This is a genomic window from Rhizobium leguminosarum bv. viciae (assembly GCF_012276115.1).
Taxonomy (GTDB): domain Bacteria; phylum Pseudomonadota; class Alphaproteobacteria; order Rhizobiales; family Rhizobiaceae; genus Rhizobium; species Rhizobium leguminosarum_T.
The window spans coordinates 1-15,043 of the sequence record NZ_WIEU01000018.1 but is presented as its reverse complement, the minus strand read 5'-3'; the positions used below and the strand labels follow the sequence as shown (position 1 = coordinate 15,043).

Genomic DNA, 15,043 nt, shown 5'->3' with positions numbered 1-15,043 from the left:
TGCTCACCATGGCAGCCGGAAATCCATTTCCGGGGTTTAATCCTTAATGGCAAAAGCGGACTTTTACGAAACTCTGGGTGTAGCCAAGTCGGCGGACGAGAAAGAGCTGAAGAGCGCCTTTCGCAAACTGGCGATGAAATACCATCCGGACAAGAACCCGGATGACAAGGACGCCGAACGGAAGTTCAAGGAAATCAACGAAGCCTACGAGATGCTCAAGGACCCGCAGAAGCGGGCGGCCTATGATCGCTATGGTCATGCGGCCTTCGAGCATGGCGGCATGGGCGGCGGTGGCGGCGGATTTGCCGGCGGCGGTTTCTCCGACATTTTCGAGGATATCTTCGGCGAGATGATGGGTGGAGGGCGCGCGCGCCAGCGCTCGTCGGGCGGCCGCGAACGCGGCGCCGATCTTCGCTACAACATGGAAATAACGCTGGAGGAGTCTTTCTCCGGCAAGACGGCGCAGATCCGCGTTCCGACGTCGATCACCTGCGACGTCTGTTCGGGTTCAGGCGCCAAGCCCGGCACGCAGCCGAAGAACTGCGGCACCTGCCAGGGAACGGGGCGCGTGCGCGCGGCACAGGGCTTCTTCTCGATCGAACGGACCTGCCCGACCTGCCACGGCCGCGGCCAGATCATTCCCGATCCGTGCCCGAAGTGCCACGGCCAGGGCCGGGTGACGGAAGAGCGTTCGCTCTCGGTCAATATTCCCGCCGGCATCGAGGACGGCACCCGCATCCGGCTGCAGGGCGAAGGCGAGGCCGGGGCCCGCGGCGGACCGGCAGGCGACCTTTATATCTTCCTGTCCGTCAAACCGCATGAATTCTACCAGCGCGACGGAGCCGATCTCTATTGCGCCGTTCCGATCTCGATGACGACGGCCGCGCTCGGTGGCACCTTCGACGTGGCGACGCTCGACGGCACCAAGTCGCGCGTCACCGTGCCCGAGGGCACCCAGGTCGGCAAACAGTTCCGCCTCAAGGGCAAGGGCATGCCGGTGCTGCGTTCGGTGCAGACAGGCGACCTCTACATCCAGATCCAGATCGAGACGCCGCAAAAGCTCACCAAGCGTCAGCGCGAACTGCTTCAGGAATTCGAGCAGCTTTCCTCCAAGGAGAATAATCCCGAATCGACGGGCTTCTTTGCCCGGATGAAGGAATTCTTCGAAGGCTGAGCCGCGATCGACATGCCCATTACAAAAGCCGGGGACGGAAACGTCTCCGGCTTTTTTGTTCCAGGAATCCTAAAGCGCGACGCGATCTTTCAAATTCGCTCCTTGCGCTTTAAGTCTTTGTTTTTACGCATGTCGTTATCGCAAGACCGCTTTACAGTTTCGCGCGACATGCCTCAATTTGCGACATTCGCCGTCCATGCTGGCGAATCTGTCCCGGATCGATACGGCGGCGGGCGGGACGACGACTTGCGTTAACGCAGCCAGATAATGTCGCTTGCAAGTTTTCCAAATGAATTCAGTCTCTGCCGTCAGTGCATGACCCCGGGGATCAGAATCGATTTCGGGGTCATGCACAAAATCAAAGTGATAGAGCGTCCTTAGCGCTAGCGGGAACAAACAAACCAAGGGTATCAGCCATGGCGCCAGCCTTTTCATCTCAGTCCGAAGACGTCGACGTTCTTGCCGGCGCCATCTACACATGGTGCGCCGAGCGCAACATCAAGCTTCGCAGCCAGCAAGGCCTTTCCATCGCCAACATCGCGATCGACCTCTATCATGCCGGCCACCAGACGCAGGACGATCTGCTGATGGCGCTGCACGAATGCGAGATTCACTGAAGCGCGCGGCATCGAACCTCAATCAGGCGGTCTGCTTCCGGTCTTTGTCCTGATGCACGTCATCCCCCCAATATTGCTGCACACACCCGCAGGTGTCCGGAAATCATCCAGACCTTGAATAGGTCGTGCTTTTCCGTGCGAACCGTGATCCCTGCTGCGGTGGAATCAGGCGGCGGTTTCGGCCGCTTCGCCCGTCATGAGGTTGACGATGGTCTTGACCGCTTCCTTGCCTGCCGGTGAGTTCAGCTTGTCGTAGCTCAGCGCAAGCGCATAGGCGTCGGGGCTGAGTTCGACACGGCTGCCGAATGGCGACATGCCGGCACCCTCGAAGAGAGCAGAGATCTCGACGTCGAGAAAAACCGCGATCTGATGCAGCTTGCTGGCGGAAACGCGGTTCGCCCCCTTTTCGTATTTCTGGATTTGCTGGAAAGTCAGTCCGAGTGCTTCGCCAAGCTCGAGCTGAGAAACACGGCGAAGGGCGCGAAACTGTCTGACGTTGCGACCGACGATAATATCAACCGGATCTGGCACTTCATCACTCTCTTATACATAAACGGTCCGTTTACCATATCGTTTGCACCGGATAACTCAACCCTGCAGTTGCAAAATTCAACCAACTTTTTTTGGGCTTTACGTTACGTCAGTAGCCTTGGAGGATGGCGGCAAACCTTGAATATCCGGCGCTGGAAGACATTGGCAATGACTGTCGACGGATCGGTTTGGCGATGTCAGGCCATCTACGATGGTTGTATTTTTAAATGAATTTCCAAAGCGTCCTAGCCGTTCCATCGGCGTCGGACACAGGGATTTCGGTCACGGGATCATCTGGAATATATGTTCTGCGTTGCGGCACCGGCGGTACGCGATCCGCGGCCAAATAGCTGCCAGCCTTGCCATCAGCGCCGCTTCGGCTTAGCTGTCACGCTTTACGATTCCGGACATTCGATGCCGCACAAGGTTTCTCTTTCCCGTCTGAAGCTGACAGACTTCCGCAACTATGTGGCGGCGGCCCTTACCCTTGATGGTCGGCATGCCGTGCTGACGGGAGACAACGGCGCCGGCAAGACCAATCTCATGGAGGCAGTCTCGTTGCTTTCGCCCGGCCGCGGTCTGCGCCGCGCTGCTTATGGCGACATTACCCGCGTCGGCGCGGCCGGCGGCTTTTCGATCTTCGCCGCGCTCGACGGCATGGAGGGCGACGTCGAGATCGGCACCGGCATCGAAACGGGCGAGGAGACCACCGCCCGAAAGCTGCGCATCAATGGCACGACGGCAAAGACTGCCGACGAACTGACCGACCATCTGCGTCTTCTCTGGCTGACACCGGCGATGGACGGCCTCTTTACCGGCGCCTCTTCCGACCGGCGCCGCTTTCTCGACCGGCTGGTGCTATCGCTCGATCCCGCCCATGGCCGCCGCGCCAGCGATTTCGAGCGCGCCATGCGCAGCCGCAACAAATTGCTGGATGAAGGCCGCTTCGATCCCTCCTGGCTTGCCGGCATCGAGGAGCAGATGGCAAGCCTCGGCATCGCCATGGCGCTCGCCCGGCAGGAGATGCTCGGCCTGCTGACCCGGCTGATCGAGGAAACCCGCGAAACGTCGCCCTTCCCTTCGGCATCGCTGCAGCTTTCGGGCTTCATGGACGGTCAGTTCTCGCGCCCCTCGGTCGACCTTGAGGACGACTATGCGGCGATGCTGGCGGAGAGCCGCTACCGCGATGCCGGCGCGGGGCGCACGCTTGAGGGGCCGCACCGGGCCGATCTCATCGTGCATCACCGCGAAAAGGCGATGGAGGCGGAGCGTTGCTCCACCGGCGAGCAGAAAGCGCTGCTTGTCGGCCTGGTGCTTGCGCATGCCCGGCTCGTCGGCAATCTCACCGGCCATGCGCCGATCCTGCTGCTCGACGAGATCGCGGCCCATCTCGACGAGGGCCGCCGCGCCGCGCTCTTCGACCTTATCGACGGGCTCGGCGGCCAGGCCTTCATGACCGGAACGGATCGCGCGATGTTTTCAGCACTCGGCGACAGGGCGCAATTTTTCACGGTGGCCGACGGAAGGGTGTTCGAATGACGGAGGCGGCTTTTCCAGGCGTCGGGCGTCATGATAACATCGGCGCCATGGAACCGCTCAGCCCGGAAGAAATCGCTCGCTATCACCGCCACATCCTGCTGCCCGAGATCGGCGGCGCCGGCCAGCAGAAACTGAAAGCCGCCCGCGTGCTGGTGATCGGCGCCGGTGGCCTCGGTGCGCCGGTCCTGCAATATCTGGCCGCAGCCGGTGTCGGCACGCTCGGGATCGTCGACGACGACCGGGTGTCGCTGTCGAACCTGCAGCGCCAAGTGATCCATGATTCCGGTACGATCGGCGAATTGAAGACGGAGAGCGCTGCTTTCGCCATCGCCAGGCTCAATCCGCATGTCCGACTGATCCGCTTCGAGGAACGCTTCTGCCCGGGGGCCGCCCGCCGTCAGCTCTCAGGCTTCGATCTGCTGATCGATGGCTCCGACAATTTCGACACCCGTTATGCCGCCGCCGATGCGGCTGATGAAGCGCGCATTCCGCTCGTCACCGGCGCCGTCGGGCGCTTCGACGGCTCGTTGACGGTTCTCAAGCCCTATGAAACGGCTGAGGACGGAACGCCCAACCCTAGATATCGTGACCTGTTTCCGGGAGCGCCGCCGGCCGGATTGATTCCCGCATGCGCCGAGGCCGGCATCATCGGCGCGCTGACCGGCGTCATCGGCACGATGATGGCGATGGAGGCGATCAAACTCGTCACCGGCACCGGCGAACCGCTGGTCGGACGATTGCTGCTCTACGACGCACTCTCGGCCCGCTTCGACACCATCCGCTACAAACGACGCCGTACAACAGAGAGACAGGCCGGATGACGATTCTTCCGCTTGATCAGACTTTCACGCGCTGGGATGAACTGCTGGCGCTGATCCTTTCCGCCTTCGCCGCCATGAATGGCAGGATCGACCCGCCATCTTCGGCGCTCAAGCTGACGACCGCATCACTGGCCGAAAAGGCCGGGACCGAGATCGGCCATGTCGCCATCGACGGCGAAAAACTGATTGGTTGCCTCTTCCTGCGGCCGGAGGCCGATTGTCTGTATGTCGGCAAGCTCGCCGTTCTGCCTGAGGTGCAGGGCAAGGGCCTCGGCAAACGGCTGCTGACAATTGCCGAGGAGACCGCTGCGGCGCTCGGCCTTCCCGCCTTGCGGCTGGAAACGCGGATCGAACTTACCGACAACCACGCCGTCTTTGCCGCCTGGGGATTTTCCAGAACCGCCGAAAAGGCCCATCCCGGCTTTGCCAGGACGACGTTCATCGAGATGCGCAAGGTCCTTGTGTCTTGATGCGCCTCGCGCATCTCGATCCTGAGATGCGCTCTAACGCCCTGGCAGTACCCGATTCGGCGGTCTGTGACCGTCGATGAAGGTGCGGATATTGATGATGACCTTGTCGCCCATGTCGATGCGGCCTTCGATCGTCGCCGAACTCATATGCGGCAGCAGCACGACCTTGCCCTCATTGGCGAGCTTGATGAGCCTCGGGTTGACTGCAGGCTCGTTCTCGAAGACGTCGAGGCCGGCGCCGGCGATCCGTCCTTCCCTCAGGCACTTGATCAGCGCAGCTTCATCGACCACGTCGCCGCGCGCGGTGTTGACGAGATAGGCCGTCGGCTGCAGCAGCGCCAGACGACGAGCCGAGATCAGATGGAAGGTCGCCGGCGTCGACGGGCAATTGACCGAAACGATGTCGACGCGGGCAAGCATCTGGTCGAGGCTTTCCCAATAGGTCGCCTCCAGCTCGTCCTCGACGGCCGGATTGACGCGCTTTCGGTTGTGGTAATGGATCGACAGGCCGAAAGCCTTGGCGCGGCGGGCCACCGCCGTGCCGATGCGGCCCATGCCGACGATGCCGATCCGCTTGCCGTGAATACGCCGGCCGAGCATCCAGGTCGGAGACCAGCCTGCCCATTCGCCGGGCTTGTCAGTCAGCACGCGCGCACCTTCGCCGAGCCTTCTCGGAACAGCGAGAATCAGCGCCATGGTCATATCGGCGGTGTCCTCGGTCAGGACGTTCGGCGTGTTGGTGACGGTGATGCCCTTGCGCGCCGCCGCCTCGACGTCGATGTGATCGGTGCCGTTGGAGAAGCTCGCAATCAGCTTCATCTGCGGTCCCGCCTGTTCGATCAGCGCCGCGTCGATGCGATCGGTGACAGTCGGCACCAGCACATCGGCGGTCTTGACCGCAGCGATCAGCTCGGGAACGGAGCGCGGTGCGTCGTCGATGTTCAGCTCGGCGTCGAAGAGTTCGCGCATGCGGGTTTCGACGGCATCCGGCAGCTTGCGGGTGATGTAGACCTTCGGTTTTTTCTTCGCTGTCATGGCTGCCTGTGGTGCCTTGTTCAGAGGTCTTTAACCAAGAGGGGTGATAATTTTCCCATTCCGGGCATTTTCTACCAGACCCGCACGCGAAGACAAACAAAACTCGTGGTGCAGCCGGGGAATGTCAGAGCCCGGAGCGCGAGCAGGCCGGGCCTGCCCGCGAATTCGAGCAAACGGAAACTTCCATGCGCAGCAAAGTCCTGAAGTCCTGCCTCGCCCTTGCCGTCGCTCTGGCTGCGTCCATGGGAACCGTCGGGTTCGCCCATGCGCAGGCGGCCAAGGGGCCAAGCGGACTGCCATTGCCGCGCTTCGTCACGCTGAAATCCAAGCGCGTCAACCTGCGCATCGGTCCGGGAACGGATTACGCGGTGTCGTGGATGTACCTGAAATCCGGCCTGCCGGTGGAGATCATCCAGGAATACGACAACTGGCGCCGCATCCGCGATGCCGACGGCACCGAAGGCTGGGTCAACCAGTCGCTGCTGTCAGGCCAGCGCGCGGCGATTGCCGCCCCGTGGATGAAGACCAAGGGCAAGGGCATCTATGTCAATCTGCGCCGCGAGGCGCAGCCCTCCGCCTCGATCGTCGCCAAGCTCGAACCCGGCGTGATGCTGACGATCGGCGAATGCAACGGCGACTGGTGCCGTGCCGAATCCGACGGCGCCTCGGGCTGGGTGGCGCAGTCGGAAATCTGGGGTGCCTATCCCGGCGAAGCCTTCAAATAAGCCCTGCCCGTTTGGCGGCCTCGGAAAGCGAGGTCATCGGGCGCGGGCCGATCTGCTGGATGACGATACCGGCAGCCAGGCAGCCGAGCTTGCCGCAATCCTCGAGAGAGCGTCCCTGCGTGTAGCCATAGAGGAAGCCGGAGGCGAAAAGATCACCGGCACCTGTCGTATCGACCACTTCCCTGATCCTGATCGCATCGACGTAAAAACGCTCGCGGCCCTTCAGGATGACGGCGCCATTCTCGCTCATCGTCACGGCGGCGATCTTGCAATCGGCGGCGATCCTGTTCAGCGCCTCCTCGAAATCGTCGGTCTCGTAGAGCGACAGCGCTTCCTGGCGATTGGCGAAGACGATATCGACCTTGCCGGAGCGCATCAGATCTAGGAATTCGCCGCGATAACGGTCGACGCAGAAGCTGTCCGACAGCGTCATCGACATTTCGCGGCCGTTTTCATGGGCGATGCGGGCACAATCGAGGATCGCTTCCTTGGCGCGTGGCGGATCCCAGAGATAACCTTCGAAATAGGTAACCTTGGCGTCGGCCACGACGTCGGTCTCAACGTCTTCCGGGCCGAGCTCGACGCAAGCGCCGAGATAGGTGTTCATCGAACGCTCGCCGTCCTCGGTGACGAAGATCATCGAACGCGCCGTCGGCGGGAAGGTGCCCTTCGGCCGGGTCTGGTAATGGACGCCTTGGGCGCGGATATCGTGCGCGAAGATGTCACCGAGCTGATCTTGGGCGACGTTGCCGAAATAGGCAGCCTTGCCGCCGAGGCTCGCCACGCCCGCCGCCGTGTTGCCGGCGCTGCCGCCGGAAGCTTCGAGCGCCGGTCCCATGCGCGAATACAAGAGTTCGGCGCGTTCGGCATCGATGAGGTTCATCGCCGCCTTGGTGATCTGGTTGTCAATGAGGAACTGGTCGTCGCAACGGGCAATGATATCCACGATTGCGTTGCCGACTGTCAGAACATCGAATCTTGTCATGAAATGGGGGGTCCCGGAGTTTGTGATAGCCGGGGTTTGGTATTAGCGAAATTTCCGCGGTTTGGAAGGATAAATGGTGGATGGCTTCTCTATTTCTTCGCAAAAGTGCCGCCTGTTCGTCATGTCCCTGTCATTTTCAATATCTAGAAATCCTCGCAGGAAGACCGGCATGAAGCAGCTTTCAGTTGCAGCCGGGCGCACGAGGGATGATCCCTTCGATCTTACCGGCGCGATGCTGACCACGGATGAACTGGCAGCTTCGTGATCCGGATATCCGGCAAAGGCCGGAGCGGAAAAGCGGGCTGTGCCCGCTTTTTTTGCTTTCGGATGCCCGGGCTGCCGGATCGGGCGGCTATTGCCTTTTCATTCCAAGCCGTTTGCTGCTACTGCATAATCCTTAATTCAAAAGTACTACAGCGTCCTTTGCGCCTCTCGAAAAGACGCGGCGCTGTAGAGGTCGTATACTCCCCCGCGCAGAGCAGCCTCCCCTATGTCAGCCATCATTTTCGACGTCCTTCCCGTCTTCATCCTGATTCTCATCGGCTGGGTGATCGTTCGCAGCGGATTGATGGCGTCGAATGTCGGCGAAGCGCTCAGCGAATTCGTCTTCAAGATCGCCGTACCGCTTCTGCTCTTCCGCACCATCGCCGAGGCGGATTTTCATGGCGCCTCGCCCTTCCGCCTCTGGATCGTCTATTTTTCCGGCGTCGCCATCACCTGGACGGCTGGCCATATCGCCGCCACCCGCCTCTTCGGCCGCGACGAACGGATCGGCGTGCTGGCCGGCGTTTCCTCGGCCTTCGCCAACAATATCTTCATCGGCCTGCCGCTGGTCGAGCGGACTGTCGGCGACGAAGGGCTGGTGGCGCTGTCGATCCTGCTTGCCGTGCATCTGCCGGTGATGATGGTCGCCGGCACGGTGCTGATGGAGCATGCCGAGCGCAAGATCGCCGGCAAGAGCGATCGCAGCATGGTACTGGTGCTTCGCCAGATCGCCGTCAATCTCGTGCGCAACCCGCTGGTGATCGGCCTTGCAGCCGGCATGGCCATGCACCTTTCCGGTCTCACCATGCCGGCAACGGCAGCAACGGTCGTCGGGCAGATCGCCGGCATTGCCGGTCCGGCGGCGCTGATATCGCTCGGCATGGCGCTGGAGAGATACGGCGTCTCCGGCAATCTCGGCATCGCCAGCGTTACCTCGAGCCTGAAGCTGCTGCTGCTGCCCGGCTGCGTCTGGGCGGCGAGCCATCTGCTCGATCTCAGCCCCGAATGGACGGCAGCGATCGTGCTGACCTCCTCTGTCCCAACCGGCGTCAACGCCTGGCTGATCGCCAATCGCTTCGGCGTCGGTCACAGCCTGGCCGCCTCGACGATCACCGTGACGACGGCGCTGGGCGCCATCACGGTCTCGCTCTGGGCCTATTTCCTCGGCGCCTGAGCTGATATCCGCACCAAAGAAAAGCCCGGCTTGCGGGCCGGGCTTCGATGTCTTGCGATTGTCTGGCGCGTTACTGCGTCGCGGCGTTCGGATCCGGCAGCGGTCCCGGCGAATCGGCAAGCGTGTGCAGGTAGAGGATGACGTTGGCGCGGTCCTGATCCTTCGCCAGACCGGCAAAGCCCATGGCGGTGCCCGGAATGTCCTTCTTTGGCGCCAGCAGGAACTTGTTGAGATTTTCGAAGGTCCACTTCTCGCTGCCACCCTTGGAGAAATCCTTCATGGGAGCGGAATAGGCGAAGCCTGCATGCGAGGCGATCGGGCGATCTACGACACCAAAGAGGTTGGGACCGACCTTGTTCGGTCCCCCTTTGGCGCCGTCATGACAGGCCTGACACTTCTTGAAGACAGTTTCACCGGCCTTGGCATCTGCAGAAGCGAGCAATTGCGCGATCGGAACGGCAACGGCAGGCGCAGCCTCACCGCCAGCAGCGGGCGCCTCTTCGGCAACGATCGCGAAACCTTCCTTTTCCGGTGCTTCGGAATGGAAGATCCCTTCGGACGCGATGGAGACAGACATCAGAACGAAAATCGTTCCGAGCAGCGCCCCAACGGCCGTATTGACGTATGAATTCATCTGCAATGCTCCCCTTGCAGCCGGCAGACCATAAACCGGACCATCTTGAAATCGCGCGGAACCTATGTCTTTTGGTTGATCGTTGCAACTGTCTAAATGGTCTTGTGCGTGAGACTTTTTGACACTTTTCAGCCCGGAATAGAAGGCCCGAACAATGAGTGATTCAAATTTAGACGGCGTGCTCGTATTGATCCCGGCACGCATGGCCTCCACCCGGCTTCCGGGCAAGCCGCTGGCCGATATTTGCGGTCTGCCGATGATCGTGCAGGTGGCGATGCGCGCCAGGGAGGCAGCCATCGGCCGTGTCGTCGTCGCCGTCGACGACGTCCGAGTGTTCGAGGCCGTGGCCGCCGCCGGCTTCGAAGTCGTCATGACCCGCGTGGACCACCAATCGGGTTCCGATCGGATCTTTGAGGCGCTGACGAAAGTCGATCCGGAGGGAAAGGCGAAAATCATCGTCAACATCCAGGGCGATCTGCCGACGATCGATCCGGGAACGGTGCGCGCGGCTTTGCGCCCGCTCGAGATCGAGGCGGTCGATATCGGTACGCTGACGACCGAAATCGACAATGAGGAAGACAAAACCGCGCCGCACATCGTCAAGATCGTCGGCTCGCCGATTTCCGCCAACCGGCTGCACGCGCTCTACTTCACGCGGGCAACCGCGCCTTACGGCCAGGGGCCGCTCTACCATCATATCGGCCTTTATGCCTATCGGCGCGCGGCGCTCGAACGGTTCGTCTCGCTCGGCCCCTCGACGCTCGAAAAGCGCGAATCGCTGGAGCAGCTGCGGGCGCTGGAAGCCGGCATGCGCATCGACGCCGAGATCGTTGACACGGTTCCGCTCGGTGTCGATACTCCCGCCGACCTCGAAAAAGCGCGGCGCATCCTCTCCGCAAAGTCGAACTGACGGAACCATCATGAACATCAAGACCAACAGGATCGCCTTTCAGGGCGAATTCGGCGCCAATTCCGACATGGCCAGCCGCGACATGTTTCCGACCATGGAGCCGCTGCCCTGCCAGACCTTCGAGGACGCGTTCACGGCGGTCGACAACGGCGACGCCGATATCGGGATGATCCCGATCGAGAACACGATCGCAGGGCGCGTCGCCGATATTCACCATCTGCTGCCGGAGTCGCGGCTGCACATCATCGGCGAATATTTCATGCCCATCCGTTTCCAGCTGATGGTGCTGCCCGGTGTTACCAAGGACGAGATCCGCACGGTGCACAGCCATATCCACGCGCTCGGCCAGTGCCGCAAGATCGTTCGTGCCAATGGCTGGAAGCCGGTGATCGCCGGCGATACGGCGGGGGCGGCGAAACTCGTGCAGGAAACCGGCGACCGCTCGATGGCCGCCTTGGCGCCACGCCTTGCCGCCGATCTCTACGGGCTCGAGATCATCGCCGAAAATGTCGAGGATACGGAAAACAACGTGACCCGCTTCGTCGTCCTGTCCCGAGACGAGGAATGGGCGCAACGGAATTCGGCGGAAGAAAAGGTCGTCACCACCTTCGTCTTCAACGTCCGCAACATCCCGGCCGCGCTCTACAAGGCGCTCGGCGGCTTTGCCACCAACAACATCAATATGACGAAGCTGGAAAGCTACCAGCTCGGCGGAAAATTCGTGGCGACGCAGTTTTACGCCGATATCGAAGGCCATCCGAACGATCCGAACGTGCGCCGGGCCTTGGAGGAACTGCGGTTCTTTTCCGAGAAAGTCCGCATCCTCGGCGTCTACAAGGGGCATGCGATGCGAGGCCTGCTTTAAACAGCGGGTCCAGGGGTGCAAGTAGACCCCCTCTGCCCTGCCGGGCATCTCCCCCACAACAAGGAGGGAGATCACAAGTGGGTTGGCCTTCCTGCTCATCTACCGTTTCGCCGTGCTGCAACGCTGATTGCTTGGGAAGCCGGTGCGGCCAGCCAATCTCCCCACCTGTGGGGGAGATGCCCGGCTGGGCAGAGGGGGGCGGATGTGGCACGACGAGATTGTGAGACAAAGCCCCCACAATCAGAGCGCCAAAATTCATTTATCCGGTTCACAGACACGCAGCCGATGCCCATCCGGATCGAGCACGACGAAGGTCGGGCCGAAATCCAGTTCGGTCAGTTCCTGGGCGATCGGCAGACCGCGCTGGCGCCAGTCTTCGTAATGTTTGGCGACGGCATTTTCTCCTTCGACCATGAACGCCACTTCGCCGCGGTTGCCGATGGCGGAGGGTTGCGGCTCGACCTTGCTGCGCCGCCAGAGGCCGAGCGTGAAGCCGCCCTCAAGCGGAAAGGCGACGAAATTCGGCGCTTCCACGGCCGGTTCGCGGTTCAAGAGGTTCCGGTAGAAGCTGGCGCTTTCACCCGGGTCCTTGACGTAAAGAATGATAAGATTGGGGCTGGTCATTTTGGTTCTCCCGTTGTTGTGGAATGGCGCCGCGAGAGATCACCTGCTGACAATGAATGGCAGCAGAGTGCACGGGGCGCAGCGATCGCAACGCCCCGTTCTCGTCGGGTGGAATGTTAATAAGGATAGGCACGGCCTAAAGCGGAAAACGGTCCTCGCGGCGCGGGTCGCGTCCGTCGATGAAGCCGAGGTCGCGCTTCCGGTAATCCGGTGTCGCTTCAAGGTCGAGGCCGGTGCGGTCTCCTCTGCGAAATCGGAAAATGTTCATGATCAGGTGCAGCAGGCCGGAGCGCGCTGACTGGTGGACATCGGCAAAAGTCTCGGCCGAAATGACATCGGCAAAGGACTCGGCCGCAAAACGGTCGTTGGTGAAATGAATGGCTGGAGGCGTTACCATGATCAGTACTCCTTCCTGGTGGATTGGCACTGATAATAACTCCATCTGCTGACAGTTTATGGCAGCAGCGTTCAGTTCTCCATCGGCACGTCCTGCGTCTCGCGCCATTCCTTGAGGAGCACTGTGCGGCGGCGCGGATAACGCACCTCGTGCAAGGCCATGTCGATGATGCGATCGGTACGGAAATGGCGGAAATCCTGGCGCAGTTCGCACCAGGCCATGAGGACGCGCACATGCTCGTAATAGCCGAGCCCGAAGGGCCAGACGCGGCGGCGCGAGATACGGCCCTGCTCGTCGCCATAATGCAGTTCGAGGATACGCTCCAGGCGGATCGCCCTGCGGATGGCCGAAACGTCAGCCTTGTCCTCGTCCCTGCGTTTGGGACCGACGAAAAGTGCCGCCGAATCGATCATCTCGCGCATATCGGCCGGCAGCACGGCGGCAATCTTGGCCAGTGCATCGGCGCCGGCGCCGGCAAGGCGCGGCTCGGCGGCGCGGGCCACCCAGCGCGAGCCGAGCACCAATGCTTCCAGCTCTTCTTCGGAAAACATCATCGGCGGCAGCATGAAGCCGGGCTTCAGCACATAGCCGATGCCGGCTTCACCTTCGATCATCGCGCCCTGGGCCTGCAGGCTGGCAATATCGCGATAGAGCGTGCGCAGGCTGACGCCGGTCTCTTGTGCCAGCACCGTGCCGGTCACCGGGCGTCGGTAACGCCGGAGCGTCTGGAGCAGCGTCAGCAGCCGTTCCGAGCGGGCGATCGGCATGGCGCTAGCGCTTCCACTCCACCCAATCACGCATCAGGCGGTGGGCGATCGCCCCTTTCGGCGGAGAGGCCCTGCCTGTCGCGCTCGGGCGTTCCAGCATCTCGATCGTTTCCTCGCGGGTGAACCAACGGCAATCCTCCAACTCGGTCTCGTCGCGGCTGATTTCGGTGGATTTCGCCTCGGCGTAACAGCCGATCATCAGCGAATGCGGCATCGGCCAGGGCTGCGAGGCGTGGTAACGGATACGGCCGGTGCGGATGCCCGATTCCTCCAGCGTTTCGCGGCGCACGGCGTTCTCGATGGTCTCGCCGGGTTCGACGAAGCCGGCCAAACAGGAGTACATGCCCGGCGCGAAATGCGGGCTGCGCCCGAGCAGGCAGAGATCGCGCTGCTCGTCGACCGTCAGCATGATGACGACGGGGTCGGTGCGGGGGAAGATCACGTGTTCGCAGGCGGCGCAGACGCGCTTGTAGCCGCCGATGTGGATCTCCATCGCCGAGCCGCAGCGGCCGCAGAAGCGATTGTCGCCATTCCAGCGGATGAGGCTCGCGGCCTGGGCGAATTCGCCGAGCAATACCTCGTCGATCAGCATTTCGCGAAACAGGGTGCGACCGTCGGCAGGCTTATAGTGGCTGGTGAGGTCGTCGACGTCGATGCCGACGGGAACGGCAAGGCGCGGCTCGCCGGTCTTGCGGTAACCGAGAAGCACGGTCTCGTCCCAATCCGGCTGCAATTCCTGCAGCTCGTAGCGGGCAAAGAGCGGGTCGAGCACCTGGCCGTCATGCTTCAGCACCAGCTTATCCCTGGTGAAGGCGAAGATATGGGTGCCTTCCTTGGCCAGCGCCTTTTCGACGGATTGTTCGTCGCGATGCTCGGAATCGCGGTTGAGGTCGTTGGCGGCAAAGGCCGTGAGATTGCTGGGTTCCGGATGCGGCACATCCGAATCGAAAAGCGAATGACTCATGAAAGGGCTTCCCGCAGCTTCGCTGTAAATTCGTCTCTCTTTCCGTCTTCGTAGGGCTCCGCGCGCCCGAAGCCCCAGACGGGACCCGGCCAGTTGGCATCGCCTTCGAAGCGGGCAATGACATGAACATGAAGCTGGCGGACGATATTGCCAAGAGCCCCGATATTGATTTTTGTCGCGCCGGTGATCTTCTTCAGCGCCTTGGCGACCAGCTCCGTCTCGAAGGCAAGCAGCACCTGGTCGAGCGGCGTCAGCTCGAAGATTTCGGTGATGTCAGCCCGGCGCGGCACGAGAATGAGCCAGGGCCAGCGGGCGTCCTTCGACAATCTCAGATCGCAGAGGCCGGTGACCATGATGCTGACGCTGTCATTTTCCAGCCTGGGGTCGAGCACGTAACCGTTCAAAGGGCATTCCTCCTGTCTTTTCCTACGACTAGAGCCTTTCCCGGTCAGATTGCAACATTCTGTTGGCTGAAACGGGCCGCCTGATCGACCGGCCGGCGCGCGTCGTAGCCAAGCTCTACGGCCAAGCCGGCCGGTCGATCAGG

The 15,043-nt window shown here is 61.6% G+C and carries 18 protein-coding genes; 9 read left to right on the top strand and 9 right to left on the bottom strand.

What is annotated here, in order from left to right; all coding sequences use genetic code 11:
• The first annotated feature begins 46 nt into the window (after nt 1-46).
• Together dnaJ and GFM02_RS25705 are read left to right on the top strand one after the other, a co-directional pair.
• Nucleotides 47-1,174 carry a molecular chaperone DnaJ gene (gene dnaJ, locus GFM02_RS25710; RefSeq protein WP_011649969.1) on the top strand — a complete coding sequence of 376 codons (1,128 nt, stop codon included), beginning with the start codon at nt 47-49 and terminating at the stop codon, nt 1,172-1,174.
• A gap of 416 nt (nt 1,175-1,590) precedes the next feature.
• The gene (locus GFM02_RS25705; protein ID WP_018244284.1) at nt 1,591-1,791 is read left to right on the top strand and encodes a hypothetical protein; all 201 of its coding nucleotides are present in this window, start codon (nt 1,591-1,593) and stop codon (nt 1,789-1,791) included.
• 165 nt (nt 1,792-1,956) lie between these two features.
• Here GFM02_RS25705 and GFM02_RS25700 read toward each other — a convergent pair whose 3' ends face one another.
• Nucleotides 1,957-2,322 carry a helix-turn-helix domain-containing protein gene (locus GFM02_RS25700; protein ID WP_020052355.1) on the bottom strand — a complete coding sequence of 122 codons (366 nt, stop codon included), beginning with the start codon at nt 2,320-2,322 and terminating at the stop codon, nt 1,957-1,959.
• 414 nt (nt 2,323-2,736) lie between these two features.
• Between GFM02_RS25700 and recF the strand changes: the two genes are divergently transcribed.
• The 3 genes from recF to GFM02_RS25685 are packed head-to-tail and all read left to right on the top strand — an operon-like array spanning nt 2,737 to nt 5,152.
• Complete coding sequence (recF, locus tag GFM02_RS25695; protein WP_065282610.1) at nt 2,737-3,861, top strand: DNA replication/repair protein RecF; 1,125 nt, start codon at nt 2,737-2,739, stop codon at nt 3,859-3,861.
• The gene (locus GFM02_RS25690; RefSeq protein ID WP_168323170.1) at nt 3,858-4,682 is read left to right on the top strand and encodes a molybdopterin-synthase adenylyltransferase MoeB; all 825 of its coding nucleotides are present in this window, start codon (nt 3,858-3,860) and stop codon (nt 4,680-4,682) included. The genes recF and GFM02_RS25690 overlap by 4 nt, the downstream gene beginning before the upstream one ends.
• The gene (locus GFM02_RS25685) at nt 4,679-5,152 is read left to right on the top strand and encodes a GNAT family N-acetyltransferase (RefSeq protein WP_168323169.1); all 474 of its coding nucleotides are present in this window, start codon (nt 4,679-4,681) and stop codon (nt 5,150-5,152) included. Before GFM02_RS25690 ends, GFM02_RS25685 begins: the two co-directional genes overlap by 4 nt.
• A 33-nt stretch (nt 5,153-5,185) precedes the next feature.
• Here the strand turns inward: GFM02_RS25685 and GFM02_RS25680 are convergent, their stop codons facing one another.
• Nucleotides 5,186-6,187 (bottom strand): 2-hydroxyacid dehydrogenase, encoded by a 1,002-nt coding sequence (locus GFM02_RS25680; RefSeq protein ID WP_011649963.1) that lies wholly within the window; start codon nt 6,185-6,187, stop codon nt 5,186-5,188.
• Between the two features lie 185 nt (nt 6,188-6,372).
• Between GFM02_RS25680 and GFM02_RS25675 the strand changes: the two genes are divergently transcribed.
• Nucleotides 6,373-6,912: an SH3 domain-containing protein gene (locus GFM02_RS25675; RefSeq protein ID WP_168268182.1), complete on the top strand. Its 540-nt coding sequence runs from the start codon at nt 6,373-6,375 to the stop codon at nt 6,910-6,912.
• Here the strand turns inward: GFM02_RS25675 and GFM02_RS25670 are convergent.
• Nucleotides 6,905-7,897 carry an adenosine kinase gene (locus GFM02_RS25670; RefSeq protein ID WP_020052350.1) on the bottom strand — a complete coding sequence of 331 codons (993 nt, stop codon included), beginning with the start codon at nt 7,895-7,897 and terminating at the stop codon, nt 6,905-6,907. The genes GFM02_RS25675 and GFM02_RS25670 overlap by 8 nt on opposite strands.
• 490 nt (nt 7,898-8,387) lie before the next feature.
• Between GFM02_RS25670 and GFM02_RS25665 the strand changes: the two genes are divergently transcribed.
• Entirely contained in the window at nt 8,388-9,335 is a 948-nt protein-coding gene (locus GFM02_RS25665; protein ID WP_168323168.1) for an AEC family transporter, read from the top strand.
• Nucleotides 9,336-9,405: 70 nt separating this feature from the next.
• Here the strand turns inward: GFM02_RS25665 and GFM02_RS25660 are convergent, their stop codons facing one another.
• Nucleotides 9,406-9,969: a c-type cytochrome gene (locus GFM02_RS25660; RefSeq protein WP_168323167.1), complete on the bottom strand. Its 564-nt coding sequence runs from the start codon at nt 9,967-9,969 to the stop codon at nt 9,406-9,408.
• Between the two features lie 154 nt (nt 9,970-10,123).
• Between GFM02_RS25660 and GFM02_RS25655 the strand changes: the two genes are divergently transcribed.
• On the top strand, nt 10,124-10,879 hold the full coding sequence (locus GFM02_RS25655) for a 3-deoxy-manno-octulosonate cytidylyltransferase (RefSeq protein WP_168323166.1): 756 nt from the start codon (nt 10,124-10,126) through the stop codon (nt 10,877-10,879).
• Nucleotides 10,880-10,889: 10 nt separating this feature from the next.
• On the top strand, nt 10,890-11,744 hold the full coding sequence (locus tag GFM02_RS25650) for a prephenate dehydratase (protein ID WP_003544355.1): 855 nt from the start codon (nt 10,890-10,892) through the stop codon (nt 11,742-11,744).
• A 255-nt stretch (nt 11,745-11,999) separates the two neighbouring features.
• On the opposite strand, the gene GFM02_RS25645 is transcribed toward GFM02_RS25650, so the two are convergent.
• The 5 genes from GFM02_RS25645 to GFM02_RS25625 form a co-directional block, all read right to left on the bottom strand.
• A complete protein-coding gene (locus tag GFM02_RS25645; RefSeq protein ID WP_020052345.1) occupies nt 12,000-12,368 on the bottom strand; it encodes a VOC family protein in 369 nt (122 codons plus the stop codon).
• 136 nt (nt 12,369-12,504) lie between these two features.
• Nucleotides 12,505-12,765, bottom strand: a complete 261-nt coding sequence (locus tag GFM02_RS25640) for a hypothetical protein (protein ID WP_168323165.1) — start codon at nt 12,763-12,765, stop codon at nt 12,505-12,507.
• Nucleotides 12,766-12,836: 71 nt separating this feature from the next.
• Nucleotides 12,837-13,532: a helix-turn-helix transcriptional regulator gene (locus GFM02_RS25635; RefSeq protein WP_168268189.1), complete on the bottom strand. Its 696-nt coding sequence runs from the start codon at nt 13,530-13,532 to the stop codon at nt 12,837-12,839.
• A gap of 4 nt (nt 13,533-13,536) precedes the next feature.
• Nucleotides 13,537-14,496, bottom strand: coding sequence for an NAD(+) diphosphatase (nudC, locus tag GFM02_RS25630; RefSeq protein WP_131665376.1), 960 nt, complete (start codon nt 14,494-14,496; stop codon nt 13,537-13,539).
• Nucleotides 14,493-14,900, bottom strand: a complete 408-nt coding sequence (locus GFM02_RS25625; protein WP_168323164.1) for an HIT domain-containing protein — start codon at nt 14,898-14,900, stop codon at nt 14,493-14,495. The genes nudC and GFM02_RS25625 overlap by 4 nt, the downstream gene beginning before the upstream one ends.
• Nucleotides 14,901-15,043 lie beyond the last annotated feature (143 nt).

Bases quoted from the DNA above. Each gene is read 5' to 3' on its own strand.
- dnaJ (WP_011649969.1), top strand. From the start codon at position 47: ATGGCAAAAGCGGACTTTTACGAAACTCTGGGTGTAGCCAAGTCGGCG.
- GFM02_RS25705 (WP_018244284.1), top strand. From the start codon at position 1,591: ATGGCGCCAGCCTTTTCATCTCAGTCCGAAGACGTCGACGTTCTTGCC.
- recF (WP_065282610.1), top strand. From the start codon at position 2,737: ATGCCGCACAAGGTTTCTCTTTCCCGTCTGAAGCTGACAGACTTCCGC.
- GFM02_RS25690 (WP_168323170.1), top strand. From the start codon at position 3,858: ATGACGGAGGCGGCTTTTCCAGGCGTCGGGCGTCATGATAACATCGGC.
- GFM02_RS25685 (WP_168323169.1), top strand. From the start codon at position 4,679: ATGACGATTCTTCCGCTTGATCAGACTTTCACGCGCTGGGATGAACTG.
- GFM02_RS25680 (WP_011649963.1), bottom strand. From the start codon at position 6,187: ATGACAGCGAAGAAAAAACCGAAGGTCTACATCACCCGCAAGCTGCCG.
- GFM02_RS25675 (WP_168268182.1), top strand. From the start codon at position 6,373: ATGCGCAGCAAAGTCCTGAAGTCCTGCCTCGCCCTTGCCGTCGCTCTG.
- GFM02_RS25670 (WP_020052350.1), bottom strand. From the start codon at position 7,897: ATGACAAGATTCGATGTTCTGACAGTCGGCAACGCAATCGTGGATATC.
- GFM02_RS25665 (WP_168323168.1), top strand. From the start codon at position 8,388: ATGTCAGCCATCATTTTCGACGTCCTTCCCGTCTTCATCCTGATTCTC.
- GFM02_RS25660 (WP_168323167.1), bottom strand. From the start codon at position 9,969: ATGAATTCATACGTCAATACGGCCGTTGGGGCGCTGCTCGGAACGATT.
- GFM02_RS25655 (WP_168323166.1), top strand. From the start codon at position 10,124: ATGAGTGATTCAAATTTAGACGGCGTGCTCGTATTGATCCCGGCACGC.
- GFM02_RS25650 (WP_003544355.1), top strand. From the start codon at position 10,890: ATGAACATCAAGACCAACAGGATCGCCTTTCAGGGCGAATTCGGCGCC.
- GFM02_RS25645 (WP_020052345.1), bottom strand. From the start codon at position 12,368: ATGACCAGCCCCAATCTTATCATTCTTTACGTCAAGGACCCGGGTGAA.
- GFM02_RS25640 (WP_168323165.1), bottom strand. From the start codon at position 12,765: ATGGTAACGCCTCCAGCCATTCATTTCACCAACGACCGTTTTGCGGCC.
- GFM02_RS25635 (WP_168268189.1), bottom strand. From the start codon at position 13,532: ATGCCGATCGCCCGCTCGGAACGGCTGCTGACGCTGCTCCAGACGCTC.
- nudC (WP_131665376.1), bottom strand. From the start codon at position 14,496: ATGAGTCATTCGCTTTTCGATTCGGATGTGCCGCATCCGGAACCCAGC.